General features: G+C 29.5%; 15 protein-coding genes and 1 pseudogene. 14 read left to right on the top strand and 2 right to left on the bottom strand.

Going from position 1 to position 12,774, the window contains the following annotated elements; translation table 11 throughout:
• Nucleotides 1–54 precede the first annotated feature (54 nt).
• From ACQYZ7_RS10035 to ACQYZ7_RS10100, 14 genes and pseudogenes are all read left to right on the top strand, one after another.
• Nucleotides 55–630 (top strand): hypothetical protein, encoded by a 576-nt coding sequence (locus ACQYZ7_RS10035; protein WP_430729616.1) that lies wholly within the window; start codon nucleotides 55–57, stop codon nucleotides 628–630.
• On the top strand, nucleotides 627–1,499 hold the full coding sequence (locus tag ACQYZ7_RS10040; RefSeq protein WP_430729617.1) for a hypothetical protein: 873 nt from the start codon (nucleotides 627–629) through the stop codon (nucleotides 1,497–1,499). Before ACQYZ7_RS10035 ends, ACQYZ7_RS10040 begins: the two co-directional genes overlap by 4 nt.
• A 6-nt stretch (nucleotides 1,500–1,505) precedes the next feature.
• A complete protein-coding gene (locus ACQYZ7_RS10045) occupies nucleotides 1,506–1,907 on the top strand; it encodes a hypothetical protein (protein WP_430729618.1) in 402 nt (133 codons plus the stop codon).
• Nucleotides 1,864–2,721: a hypothetical protein gene (locus ACQYZ7_RS10050; RefSeq protein ID WP_430729619.1), complete on the top strand. Its 858-nt coding sequence runs from the start codon at nucleotides 1,864–1,866 to the stop codon at nucleotides 2,719–2,721. Before ACQYZ7_RS10045 ends, ACQYZ7_RS10050 begins: the two co-directional genes overlap by 44 nt.
• Before the next feature lie 92 nt (nucleotides 2,722–2,813).
• Nucleotides 2,814–3,638 (top strand): hypothetical protein, encoded by an 825-nt coding sequence (locus ACQYZ7_RS10055; protein ID WP_430729620.1) that lies wholly within the window; start codon nucleotides 2,814–2,816, stop codon nucleotides 3,636–3,638.
• Between the two features lie 248 nt (nucleotides 3,639–3,886).
• On the top strand, nucleotides 3,887–4,738 hold the full coding sequence (locus ACQYZ7_RS10060) for a hypothetical protein (protein ID WP_430729621.1): 852 nt from the start codon (nucleotides 3,887–3,889) through the stop codon (nucleotides 4,736–4,738).
• A gap of 1 nt (nucleotide 4,739) precedes the next feature.
• On the top strand, nucleotides 4,740–5,066 hold the full coding sequence (locus ACQYZ7_RS10065) for a hypothetical protein (RefSeq protein WP_430729622.1): 327 nt from the start codon (nucleotides 4,740–4,742) through the stop codon (nucleotides 5,064–5,066).
• 58 nt (nucleotides 5,067–5,124) lie between these two features.
• A complete protein-coding gene (locus tag ACQYZ7_RS10070; protein ID WP_430729623.1) occupies nucleotides 5,125–5,952 on the top strand; it encodes a hypothetical protein in 828 nt (275 codons plus the stop codon).
• Nucleotides 5,937–6,596, top strand: a complete 660-nt coding sequence (locus tag ACQYZ7_RS10075) for a hypothetical protein (protein ID WP_430729624.1) — start codon at nucleotides 5,937–5,939, stop codon at nucleotides 6,594–6,596. The genes ACQYZ7_RS10070 and ACQYZ7_RS10075 overlap by 16 nt, the downstream gene beginning before the upstream one ends.
• Before the next feature lie 5 nt (nucleotides 6,597–6,601).
• Complete coding sequence (locus ACQYZ7_RS10080) at nucleotides 6,602–7,480, top strand: hypothetical protein (protein WP_430729625.1); 879 nt, start codon at nucleotides 6,602–6,604, stop codon at nucleotides 7,478–7,480.
• 8 nt (nucleotides 7,481–7,488) lie between these two features.
• Nucleotides 7,489–8,346, top strand: a complete 858-nt coding sequence (locus tag ACQYZ7_RS10085; protein WP_430729626.1) for a hypothetical protein — start codon at nucleotides 7,489–7,491, stop codon at nucleotides 8,344–8,346.
• 66 nt (nucleotides 8,347–8,412) lie between these two features.
• Nucleotides 8,413–8,781, top strand: a complete 369-nt coding sequence (locus ACQYZ7_RS10090) for a hypothetical protein (RefSeq protein WP_430729925.1) — start codon at nucleotides 8,413–8,415, stop codon at nucleotides 8,779–8,781.
• Between the two features lie 65 nt (nucleotides 8,782–8,846).
• A pseudogene (locus ACQYZ7_RS10095) lies at nucleotides 8,847–8,966 on the top strand (prohibitin family protein); the annotation flags it as partial.
• Nucleotides 8,967–9,168: 202 nt separating this feature from the next.
• Complete coding sequence (locus tag ACQYZ7_RS10100; RefSeq protein ID WP_430729627.1) at nucleotides 9,169–9,294, top strand: hypothetical protein; 126 nt, start codon at nucleotides 9,169–9,171, stop codon at nucleotides 9,292–9,294.
• A gap of 101 nt (nucleotides 9,295–9,395) precedes the next feature.
• Here ACQYZ7_RS10100 and ACQYZ7_RS10105 read toward each other — a convergent pair whose 3' ends face one another.
• Entirely contained in the window at nucleotides 9,396–11,192 is a 1,797-nt protein-coding gene (locus tag ACQYZ7_RS10105; RefSeq protein ID WP_430729628.1) for a DEAD/DEAH box helicase, read from the bottom strand.
• A 126-nt stretch (nucleotides 11,193–11,318) separates the two neighbouring features.
• Nucleotides 11,319–12,677 carry a TlpA family protein disulfide reductase gene (locus tag ACQYZ7_RS10110; RefSeq protein WP_430729629.1) on the bottom strand — a complete coding sequence of 453 codons (1,359 nt, stop codon included), beginning with the start codon at nucleotides 12,675–12,677 and terminating at the stop codon, nucleotides 11,319–11,321.
• Nucleotides 12,678–12,774: the final 97 nt, after the last annotated feature.

Genomic DNA, 12,774 nt, shown 5'->3' on the forward strand with positions numbered 1-12,774 from the left:
CGTATTATAGCAGACCCAATTATAGGCGCTAAAGTACGATTAGACCTGTTAGCATTGGGTAGTAAATTAAAACCTTGGGGGGTTATTATAGATGCTTTAGATATTGCTGCATGGTTAGCAGAAAGTCTATCCAATGGAAGCTTAGAAATAGATTATAAAATAGATGTTGTTTTTGAGTCGCAAATAAAGTTGGTAGGCAAAAAAACAGGAACAGATCCTAAAACGGGTGAACCTCAATATGAAAAATACGCTAACCTAAAGTACAATTTTACTAACAAATATTTAGACCCTAATTTTTCTCTACAAGGTATTATTAAAGGGAGTGTTGAGATGAGTTTCTCAATAAGATTTCAAGCAAAAGTAAAAGATTGGGGTCAAAACCCAGAAGAGGATAAATACAATAAAAAGGCTGAATTAAAAGCTGGTATTAAAGGAAGCTCTTATGTAACCTTAACTGTACCAACTGAATTAAATAGTGAAGGAAACTTAGATGTAGATTTATTCTTTTCTGGAGTAAAAATAGAAATTTGGTTTAAAGCTTCTATAGATTCAGAAAATCCTGATGGCAAACCTAATTATTCAAAAAAAATGATTCCTAAAGCTGATCTTAAAAAAACAATAGAATTTTGAAAAAAACAATAATATTAATCATTTTAATATTGTCATTTAGTTGTGATAATAATAGAAAGAAACATTTAGAAGTAAAAAAAGAAAATAACGACATGAAGACATATACATATTTTTTAAATTATAGAGTATCAGGAAACTTTAGTTTTTATTGTAACGGAATACTACTTGAAAAAATTGATTATAAAAGAGGTGTTGTAGAGGGAATAATATATTTGAATCCTCTAATTTCAAAAAAGGATATTTACGATATTAGTTTATTAATGATGCCAACTGGGACAAACAATATGATAAAACCTAATGAAATAGAGGGAAATGAAATTCAAATATACTTTTCAGAGAATGGAGAGAATCCTCCTTTTAGAATGATTAAAAATTTAACATTACCAAAATATTCTGAACCTCAAAATTCAATATTTCATACGTGGGAGTTTGAAGCAGATGTAAGTTATGAATTAGAAAATGTATTAGAAAATGCCACGGATTTATCAAAAGAAGACCCAGATAAGTTACTTAAAGATGTTGTTTCTTTTTACACTAATATACATGAAATTCTCAATAACGGACAAACAGATAAATTCAAAGCTATTTTTGAAGAATCCCGTGTAAGACAAGCCAAATCTATGTATTATAATGATCAAGAGGTTCAAAAATACATAGCAGAACAAGTCGATAGGGCTGGTAAAGCAGAAGGTTTTATGCAACCTATGAAAGATTATAAAATTGAAATAGGGTTAAACAATAAAACTATCAAACTCATTCAAGAGACTGGAAAATCACCTCTTGTATCAGTAGATAAAGAAGGGTATATTAGAATTTTTGGTTACACTTTGTACCGTAATAAAACTACAGGAAAATTAGAAGTATACTAAAAAATAATGACTGAATTACAAATGATTTTGGAAAAAATTAAGGGGAGGTTATTGGTTATTTTTTTAGGTCTATTTATATACGGATGTGAGGGGCAAATAAATAAAAAAGAACTACTTAAAAATTATAAAATAACGAATAAACAGTATTACTTAACATATCAGTATTTTACTCCTTTTGAAATTACAGTTAATGATCTTATAGTATTAAAGAATATTGAAGGCAACTTTATGGGAGCTGAAAACTTAAATAGTTATCTTTTGAAAAATGAAAGGCAAAAAATTAGAATAAATATAAGGGATTCTGATTGGCAAAAAGGAAATAAAATTTCTTTTAAAGATTTAAATAGTATAAAATTGGGGATAAATGCTGTTGCCTATAACAAGTATTATCGAATTTTTGGACGGTAAGTTGGGCGTATCGGAATCTAAAAAGATAAATAACACTAAGTTAAAAACTGATGTTAACTTTAAAAAACGAAGTCTTGCAAAACAAGCGAGTAAACTACCAGCAAGTTTTGAACTTATAGCACCTAGCATAGGTTTTGGAGTAGGTATAGGCTATGGCGAAAGTAATGGAGCTATAGTAGACTGGGAGTTAGAAGGACGTATTATAGCAGACCCAATTATAGGCGCTAAAGTACGATTAGACCTGTTAGCATTGGGTAGTAAATTAAAACCTTGGGGGGTTATTATAGATGCTTTAGATATTGCTGCATGGTTAGCAGAAAGTCTATCCAATGGAAGCTTAGAAATTAACTATGAGTTATCCTTTACGCTTTCTTCAAGTATAAAATTGGTAGGTGCTGATAGTAAAGATAATACAGACACACCTACACGAATTACTTATAACTATGCCACTAAAGAATTGGGTGGTTCTGTAGCGCTTAAAGGGGTGCTGGAAGGAAAGTTTGTAATGAGTGCAGATTTTAGGAGTTATATTGAGGTTAAAAAGAAGAAAAAAATAGAAGGCTATATGAGTGAAGAAACAAAAGAAAAAGCATTTGAACTTGGACTTGGGATAGAAGCAACATGCTATGTAAGTCTTATGTTAGGAAAGAATTTTGGAAAAAATGATAATTGGGAAACTGATTTTTATTTCTCTGGAGTTACAGCAAAAGTTTGGGTTAAATTCGGTTATAAAGGAAAGTCTAAAACTTTAGAAGTTATACCTTCTTTAGAAGAAAAACTTAATCTATTTTCTAATGCAGGTGAAATAAAGTAAGTAGTATGAATTTTTTTAAATTAATAATAATAAGCTTTACTTTATTAAATATTAGTTGTTTAAATAAAGAAAAAAATAAAAAATATTCAAAGATGAATGAACAAATGTATTATATAAATTATCAATTTGGCCCTTTAATAGCTTATGAAATTTTAGTGAACGATGTCTTAATAGATAAAGATTTCCGTAATGGAAGACCAGGCCCATCATCTATTAATATTAATTTATTAAAATCAGGCAAACAAGAACTAAAATTAAGATTATTTCATATTTATAAAGAAAAAGGAGGTGTGATTAGACCAACTGATATAGATTTTTTAAATAAAGATTTATCAATAATAAATATTATAGAATCAGAGAATAACATTAAATCCACATTAATTAAAAAAATAAATCTTCCTAAAATCGAAAAAGACATGCCATTTATTGAATACAAATGTGAATTTGATGTAGACATTCCTTATACGTTGGTAGGTTGGGGAAATTCTCAGAATCTATCTGAATGGGATGAAAAAAAATTGGAAGAAACAGTAATAAGTAAATTTAGAGAATTAAGAAACATACTAAATAAAGGAGAAGGAGCTCAATTTGTAAAACAGTTAGATTTTTTAAATAATGAGTATTTTATTTCAAATCAATTAACCGAAAAAGAACAACAAGAATATCTAGCTAATTTAATTAACCAATTTACTGCACATAAGAATATTATGCCAAAAATTGATAATTATAAAATAAAGATGTTAGGTAATGGAAGAGCTGTAACATTAGAAACTGTAAACCCACATGGTCAAGGTGTTTTAACTGCCAAAAATGAAGAGGAGAAGGAAATCTATTTGCATCATACTATTTTACATATTCCAAAGGGAAGCAATGAGTTTCAAATTTTAAGAATGAGTTCCTATATAACTGGTTTTTAAAAAGACATTCGATTGTTTCATTATTGCTGGGAAAAATTTTGGGAAGAACGATAATTGGGAAAGTGATTTTTATTTTTCTGGAGTTAATGCTTACATAAAAGTTAAGGCTGGTTTTAAGGGTATAGATGATGATTTAAATATCATTCCCGATTTAGATAAAAAAATTTCAATTTTTAAAGATGCTGGAGAACAAAAATAATATTTTAATATTAATAATATTAATCATTTTTTCTTGTAAAAAAAAACAAATGGATATACAAAAACAAGGTAATGAATACACAATAAATTACGATTTTATGTGTAAAAACAGTGAAATTCTTGTAAATGATATTGTAATTGATCAATCTTTATATGGAAACTTAGGAGGTATGGAATTTATCAATCAATTTATTCTACAAAGTGGGAAGCAAAGTGTTAAATTAAGGATGATTCATCCCTTTGCCGAAAAAGGAGGAGAATATCCTTTTGAAGTTCTAGAAGAATATGGAAAGGACTTTAATATATTTCAAACAGTGTACAATAAGTCAGGGGATATTGTAGATATGAAAATAATTAAAAATTTATCTCTTTCTAAAATAAAAATGGCTACACCTATTGTTGAAAGAGAATGGTCATTTGAAGCTGAATTACCTTTTGAATTGGAAGGGTGGAAAAATTCAGAAGACTTATCAAAGTGGGATAAAAATGAATTAGAAAAAAAAGTTGTTAATAAGTATAAATATTTGCGAGAATTATTAAATCAAGGTAATGGAAGTGAGTTTATTAGAGAGTTGTCATTAGCGAATCAAGAATATTTTGATGCAAATTATATCTCTTTATCAGAACAAGAGAAATACATAGAGAATCTGATAGATTTATTTAATGGATTAAAGGGGAAAGCATCAGAGATTAGCGATTATAAAATGCGAATACTTGGAGAAGGTAAAGTTGTTGTCTTAGAAAAATTATCAGGTAAATTTTCTCAAAAGGGTATTCTTAGTGTAGAAGATAAAGAAAACAAAAAGTTTTATTCAATTTATGTTATGCTACACAAAAAAAAGACTTCTGATGATTTTGAAATTATTCGTATGCAAGCTTTTACTACTGCCTTAATTGAGTAAAATGATTGGAAAGAATTTTGGTAGTAATAATAACTGGGAAACTGATTTTTATTTCTCTGGAGTTACAGCAAAAGTTTGGGTTAAATTCGGTTATAAAGGAAAGTCTAAAACTTTAGAAGTTATACCTTCTTTAGAAGAAAAACTTAATCTATTTTCTAATGCAGGTGAAATAAAGTTTGCAGGTCTTACAGCTGTAGCTAAAAAGGAACAAAAAGCTGACGATGGCACCTTCAAAAAAACCAAAACCTTAGGTCCTTACACGATAGTAAAGAAATATACTCTATTAGGCGATAAATACTACCTTAATTTAGAACAAAATGAAAATTAGCAGTTTATTAATTATTATTCTATTAAGTATAGGATGCAAACAACAAAAAGGAAACACGATGCAACACTTAGCACATAACAACACCATAGACCAAACCAAAGAAAAAGCTGGTTATTTTATACAAATAAATAACCAAAATTGCCATTACGAAGTTAAGGTAAATGATTTTTTAGCACACAAATATATAGATCCTTATCCTGCTTATTCTGTGAGACCCATGCTCAATGGCAGAATACTAAAGAGTGGCAAACAGACATTATCTATACGAATAACACCTTTACAAGGAGAAGTGCTAAGCAAGAATGCCGACCTTGCCATAAGATTATTGCGCTATCCCAATATGTTAGATAAAGAGAATGAATTTGGGGGCAGTACCATAATCATGGAATGGGAAATGCCTCAAGTAAAAGAAGAGTTGCCCTATGTTCAGTTCGACACTATTTTCAATGCCGAAGTTCCCTATGTAATTAATGATATCGACTATGCCATTGATTTAAGTAAGATGGATGAAGATAAGTTATTAAAAGAAGTCACTCATAAGTTTAAAGAAATGCATAGAATGATGTCAGAAGATTATGATTCTTTTAATAGGATACATAAATCTTTATTTGAAAGGTCAGTTCTTTCTAGATATTACTCATCTGAATTTGTTGAAGAATGTCTTTTGGATAATAAGGAAAGTTTTCAAGCAGAAAGAGAAAATATTCAACCTATAGAAAACTATGTGTTAAAACTATATGGTAATGGTAAGATTGCTACGTTGGAACGAATTAAAGATGGGGGCTATATTATATGGGCAAAAGACCCAGAGACATGTACAGAAAGCTTATCATTACCATTATATATATATAAAGACAAGCGGGATAACCAATGGCATATATGGTAGCCATCCCTATAAGCACCTGTAGATATCCAAATCAAATAGCAAAAATAGCAGTATATCCAAGTATAGAATGGGGGTTGGATTTTGACTTTGGCATAACACGACCACAAGATAAAATACTTGTACATGAAAGAAAGAATTTTAATGATATTTTGGGCTTTGGTTTTTTAAATGAAGCAAAAGAAGATGACCCTATTAAATACAATGTAGACCTTGGTTTTGTATATAAAATCGATAAACAAAAAGTAGAATTTGAAATTTCTCAAGCCAAAAAGCTATTAAGTATTATTTCATTTGCTTTAAAAGCACGTTCTAAACTACAAGGTATTATTAAAGGGAGTATTGAGATAAGTACCAAGGTTCAAATTAAATCTAAAGTGATGAATAAAGAAATGCAGCCAGAAAATGATAAATATCACAAAAAAGCAGAACTTTCTATTGGTGCTAAAGGGAGTTCTTATGTTACTTTAACAGTACCAACAGAATTAAATAGCGAAGGAGATTTAGATGTTGATTTCTTTTTTTCTGGTGTCAAAGTAGAGTTTTGGTTTAAAGCTAGTTTAAATTCAAAAAAAGATGATGGAAAACCAGATTATTCAAAAAAACTGATTCCACATGCAGATTTTAAAAAGACTATAAAATTTTAATTTTTATGAAACGATATTTATTGTATATACTGATAATAATGAACTTGTCATGTGTAAATTCAATTAAAAAAAAAGAAAATAAAAGCATAAAAAAAATGGAAAAAAAAGTATATTTCTTAAACTATGATTTAATCGGTAATATTAAAATTTATTTTAATGGAATTTTGATGGCTAAAATTTCTGAAAATGACGGTGTGAGAGGTGGGAACTACTATCTCAATTCGTATATTAATAAGTCAGGGATTCAATCAATAAGTGTTAAATTAGATAAATTTCATAATAAATTTCTTTTCCCTGCATATCTGGAAGGGATATTTTTAGAAGTATACTATTCTAATAACTTTTCAGAAGATATGAGTGATTTTCATTTAGAAAAAATCAAAAAATTAGTATTACCTAAATATGAAGAAGCACAAGACTCTATTTTTTATACTTGGGAGTTTAGGGCAGATGTTAATTATGAATTGCCAGAAGTATTGGAAAATGCCACGGATTTATCAAAAGAAGGCCTAGATAAGTTACTTAAAGATGTTGTTTCATTTTACACTAATATACATGAAGTTCTCAATAATGGACAAACAGATAAGTATAGAGATATTTTTAAGGAATCTCTTACAAGGCAAGCAAAATCTATGTATTATAATGAGCAAGAGGTTCAAAAATACATAGCAGAACAAGTCGATAGGGCCGGTAAAGCAAAAGGTTTTATGCAACCTTTTGAAAATTATACGTTAGAACTTCATATCAATAATAAAACATTAGAATTAGTGAGTATAAGTAATGGTAAATCTCCTTTAGTATCAATTGATAAAGATAATTATATAAGAACTGAAGGTTTTATTCTTTATAAAGATAAAACTACAGGAAAATTAGAAGTGTACTAAAAAATAATATGGTTGAATTACAAATGATTTTGGAAAAAATTAAGGGGAGGTTATTGGTTATTTTTTTAGGTCTATTTATATACGGATGTGAGGGGCAAATAAATAAAAAAGAACTACTTAAAAATTATAAAATAACGAATAAACAGTATTACTTAACATATCAGTATTTTACTCCTTTTGAAATTACAGTTAATGATCTTATAGTATTAAAGAATATTGAAGGCAACTTTATGGGAGCTGAAAACTTAAATAGTTATCTTTTGAAAAATGAAAGGCAAAAAATTAGAATAAATATAAGGGGTTCTGATTGGCAAAAAGGAAATAAAATTTCTTTTAAAGACTTAAATAGTATAAAATTGGGGATTATTGAGTCTACATCTCAAAAGGACACTTTAATTAAAAAGTTTGATATAGAAAGTTTCGAAAATGAGATTCCAATCATAGAACAAGAATGGGAGTTTGAAGCTGAGTTGCCTGCTTATTGTGACAATCTTGAAAATTCAGAAGATTTAGGTAAATGGGATGAAAAAACATTAGAAGAAGCGGTTGTGAATCGATTTACTGAACTCAGGAATTTATTGAATAATGGTAATGGTAATCAAGTGTATACAGAGGTGAAAAAAGCAACAGAAGCCATCTTTACAGCAGAGTATATGGATAATAGTGAACAGCAAGAGTTCAGCACTAATATTACAGATTTTTTCACATCACATAAAGGTACTATGTTACCAATAGAGAATTATCACTTAAGATTAATGGGAAACGGTAAGGCAGTCGCTTTAGAATATGCTACAGGGAAATTACAAGGATTAGGTATATTGTCTTCGGAAGACATAAAAGAGAACACACAAACCAAAAGATTCTGAAAAATTTGAAGTTTTTAGATATAGTTCATCATATACTGCGATAGAGTGATTTTTCATAAGGAACCCTTGTACTGTAACGAGACCCCAACACTATTAGGCTATAACGCACGAGGTGATAATGAGTTTGATGATTTGTCGGGCAATATAAAAAGACAACAAGATACTGTAACAAAAAAGCATATAGCCTCAGCCTACCAAAACCAAAAAGGTAAACTGGGTATATATGTACATTGTGAGGTTAGTGGAAAGGATACTATAAAATTAGGAGGACAATTTTGGGAAAAATACCGCAAAATGCTATCGCCGTTTAGTGTAACTATTGCACCACCCACTTTTGCAGGGAGTGTGGCTTGGCAGTTAGCAAATTCTACACAACAAGGGCAAGAACACGAACTAGGCACACAGTATACCATAAAAGCAAAGGCAGACCCGTAGACGGTTGGGGTACAGGAGAAATAAAACCCTCTGCTGAATTTACTTTTGGTATTGAAACTGGAGCTAAAATTTTACAAGATAAAGGTATTGAAGCTACCAATAGACTAGCGAACTCTACTAATAGTAAAGTTGTTATTATTGGTTCAGGAAAAAGTGGAATGCCTATTATTTTAGGAAATCAATAAAATGATTTGTTGTTGTTTTGATAAAATATTACTACAAAAAATATAAACAATATAATAGAAAGTTAAGTTGATTAACTTGTTGTAAATTAGTGTTTAAGCTTTCTTAAAAATCTGTTAAATACATGGAAGGTATGTAACAACTGTGTGTTATCAACGTCATATAAGTATACAAAAATTAATATAATACTTAAAAAACAATAATATGACAGCAACAGATAATTTTAAAGAGGAGAAAAAAGCTAATCAAGTAGCAAGTGTTTATTCTAAAAGATATTCCTGGAATAGTAAAAGAAAATACGGCTATAAATATGTTACATCTGTATTTTAGTTTTTAAAGAATCGTCTTAAGATAGCTTAATCATTAAGAAATAAAAAAGCAGTGAAGTTAACTTCACTGCTTTTTTGGTTTTTATATAACAAGTTCCTTTATTAGTCTCTTCTACGCTTTCTACCAAAACCTGCTGCAGGTTTATTATCGCTTCTTCTAGAAGAACTACTTTCGCTACGTCTTCTACCGAAACTTTTTTTACCATCAGTTGGGTTATCGCTTCTACGTTTTTTACCATTAAATCCACCACCGCTTCCGCTTCTACGTGGCTTTCTTCCACCACCACTACGATCGCTTTTAGTAATTTCAATATTTACTGATCTACCATTAAAATCTGGGTCATTAGAAGCAAAAGCATCTAATGTTTCTTTTTCGAAGGTTTTGTCAATTTCGAAGAAAGAAAAAGTATCTAAAATATCAATAGCACCAATTTCAATCTTGTCACCAATATTTTGATCATTGATTAAACCTATTAGTTTTGCAGGATTTAAACGATCTTTTCTTCCTAAGTTGATGAAGAAACGTGTCATATTCTCGCTAGAAGAACGACCTCTAGAACTATCTTTTGAAGATAAATTATTTAAATCGGGAGCATTCTCGTAGTATGATAAGAATGTATTGAACTCTAATGATACAAATTTTTGAATTAATTCTTCACGAGTTAAGTCTTCTAATTTTTCATAAATACCAGGTAAAAAACCTTCAATTTGATCCGTATTTACTTCGGTATTATGCACTTTATCAATTAAGTGAAATAATTGATTTTGACAAATTTCTTTACCAGAAGGAACAGGGGTATGAACAAATTGTTTTTTTATAATTCGTTCAATAGGACGTAACCTACCTTGTTCTTTCTTACTTACTAAAGCAATAGAAATTCCTTTATTACCAGCTCTACCAGTTCTTCCACTACGGTGATTGTAGTTTTCTATTTGATCTGGTAATTTATGGTTGATAACGTGTGTTAGGTTATTAACATCTAATCCACGAGCAGCAACATCAGTAGCTACTAATATTTGAATAGTCTTTTTACGAAACTTTTCCATTACTGAATCACGTTGAGCTTGTGATAAATCTCCGTGTAAAGCATCAGCATTGTAACCATCTCTTATTAGGTTGTTGGCTACTTCTTGAGTTTCTCTTCTAGTTCTACAAAATACAATTCCGTAGATATTTGGATTTAAATCTGCTACTCTTTTTAGAGCAGGGTAACGTGTTCTTTCTGTTACTAAATAATACTCATGACTTACGTTGTCAGATCCTTGATTCTTTTGACCTGAAGTAACCTCTATAGGGTTTGTCATGTAGTTTTTAGCAATATTTTCTACTTCTCTAGGAAAAGTAGCAGAAAATAATAACGTTTGTTTAGTATTTGGCGTAGCTTCTAAAACTTGATCTAACTCATCTTTAAAGCCCATGTTAAGCATTTCATCTGCTTCATCAAGTACTAACCACTTTACATTACCAAGCTTTAAAGCTCTTCTTTTAATTAAGTCTACGGTTCTACCAGGAGTACCTACAACTATTTGAACACCTTTTTTAAGCTTTCTTATTTGTTCTTCAATATTAGCTCCACCATAAACAGTGGCTACCTTTAAGTTAGGTAAGTATTTTGAAAAATCTTCAATGTTTTTACCTATTTGAACAGCTAGTTCACGAGTAGGAGATAAGATGATTGCTTGCGTGTGCGTGCTTGTTTGATCAGCAAGCTCAATAATAGGCAAACTAAAGGCTGCAGTTTTACCTGTACCTGTTTGTGCAAATGCTTTTAAATCATCCGAAGAAGAAATTATTTGAGGAATTGCTTTTTCTTGAATTACTGTTGGCTTTTCATAACCTAAATCGGTTAACGCCTTGTTGATAGGTTCTTGCAAACCTAAATCTAAAAATGTTGACATACTGTGTTTTTAGAGAACCCACAGATGCCCCTCCGCGAATTCTATAATTAATTATTATGTAAATCGTCTAGTACGATTTTTTTTGGACGGTGCAAAAGTACACTAAATAAAATGAATAGAGGTTAACTATTTGGTTTTTTGTAAATTGCTGATTTCTAGGTTTATGTCTTTTGCAGATAAACTAGTATAACCGTTTTGAATAATTCCGTTTTTATCAACTAAAATCATACGAGGAAATTTACTAGAAGTAAAGTCACATACTGCACTTTCATTAGGTATGGTGTATTGATACTTTACATCTACATTTTTAGTAAACCTTTTTGAAGAATCACATAGGTTAACCAAAACAAAGTTAACATCAGGATTTTTCTTAACTAAATAGTTAAAACGAGAAGACACCCAGTCGTCTGAGGCATATTTATAATTTTTTAAAAGTACAACTGTGTTTCTGTTTTTAGAAATACTATTGAAGTCTTTTAACTCTCCATCGGCAGCTATTAGCTTAAAAGAAGGTAATTTTTCTCCTTTATTTAATATTTTTAAATCATTAATTAAACGTTGAACATTTTTTTTATGTTCATTATTGGTGTTTAATTTGAAGAAAGTAAAAAATGCTTCACTCTTCATTTCGCTATTTGGTTCTTCATAAAAATTTCGAATAACAGCGTTATACATCATTTTATTTTTTACAGTTTCAAGAGTTACATTCTCGTTGATAGCGTGCAATAAGTTTTGTGTAAACTTTTCTGATTTTATTCCGTTACTTTTTTGGTAAGCATCATTCTGTATTTTTTTAATAATAAACCTGTAATACGGACCATAAAACATTAAAGAGTCTTTGTTCGTCGGAGCATTTTTACGATAATCAAAATACGAACTGCTAATTTTTTGTGATACTTCTTCATTTAAGCTTTGGATAGCATACTCTTCTAGTTTTGCATACAAAGGATAATTTAAAGAGATGTCAAAAATATCTACAAAACCTGAAGCATCATTACTACGAGTTTTATAGTTTTCAAAAATGATATTCTTAATAGATTTTATTGAATCTATTTTCGCTAAAAATTCATTTTTAGGTAAAGAAAGATATTCGTATGCGTTTTTAGTGTCTTGTTCATACTGCAAGAATGATTCAATTAATAAGTTATTTCTTTCAGCATTAACACCACTAAAAACTAAAGATTCATCAAAATCCCATGTGTTTAACCTAATTAATAAACTATCAGAAGGTTGCATATAAATATATTGAAGTTCATTACCGTGATGAAATACGTATAAACCTTCTTTAAATTTAGAGTAGCTTCCTAAAAATGTATTATTCTTACTAAGTGGAATGGTATCGTTAAAGTCGTAATTATCAGACAGTATAACGAAGTCACATTTAGGATTGATGATTTTACCCCCAAAATAGGTAGGCTTATTTTTATTGGATTCGTTGCATCCAATAAATACAATTAATATGAGAGGTATAAAATACTTAATCATGATTTAAATTACCCTAAATACTAGAGTTCAAAAATAGATAACTCTTTATTATTAGGCTGTTAATTCGTTGTTAAAAAGAATTAAAACGAGCCAAAAG

Source organism: Tenacibaculum sp. SDUM215027 (genome assembly GCF_050566205.1).
Lineage (GTDB): Bacteria > Bacteroidota > Bacteroidia > Flavobacteriales > Flavobacteriaceae > Polaribacter.

Bases quoted from the DNA above. Each gene is read 5' to 3' on its own strand.
- ACQYZ7_RS10045 (WP_430729618.1), top strand. From the start codon at position 1,506: ATGACTGAATTACAAATGATTTTGGAAAAAATTAAGGGGAGGTTATTG.
- ACQYZ7_RS10050 (WP_430729619.1), top strand. From the start codon at position 1,864: ATGCTGTTGCCTATAACAAGTATTATCGAATTTTTGGACGGTAAGTTG.
- ACQYZ7_RS10055 (WP_430729620.1), top strand. From the start codon at position 2,814: ATGAATGAACAAATGTATTATATAAATTATCAATTTGGCCCTTTAATA.
- ACQYZ7_RS10060 (WP_430729621.1), top strand. From the start codon at position 3,887: ATGGATATACAAAAACAAGGTAATGAATACACAATAAATTACGATTTT.
- ACQYZ7_RS10065 (WP_430729622.1), top strand. From the start codon at position 4,740: ATGATTGGAAAGAATTTTGGTAGTAATAATAACTGGGAAACTGATTTT.
- ACQYZ7_RS10070 (WP_430729623.1), top strand. From the start codon at position 5,125: ATGCAACACTTAGCACATAACAACACCATAGACCAAACCAAAGAAAAA.
- ACQYZ7_RS10075 (WP_430729624.1), top strand. From the start codon at position 5,937: ATGGCATATATGGTAGCCATCCCTATAAGCACCTGTAGATATCCAAAT.
- ACQYZ7_RS10080 (WP_430729625.1), top strand. From the start codon at position 6,602: ATGAAACGATATTTATTGTATATACTGATAATAATGAACTTGTCATGT.
- ACQYZ7_RS10085 (WP_430729626.1), top strand. From the start codon at position 7,489: ATGGTTGAATTACAAATGATTTTGGAAAAAATTAAGGGGAGGTTATTG.
- ACQYZ7_RS10100 (WP_430729627.1), top strand. From the start codon at position 9,169: ATGACAGCAACAGATAATTTTAAAGAGGAGAAAAAAGCTAATCAAGTA.
- ACQYZ7_RS10105 (WP_430729628.1), bottom strand. From the start codon at position 11,192: ATGTCAACATTTTTAGATTTAGGTTTGCAAGAACCTATCAACAAGGCG.
- ACQYZ7_RS10110 (WP_430729629.1), bottom strand. From the start codon at position 12,677: ATGATTAAGTATTTTATACCTCTCATATTAATTGTATTTATTGGATGC.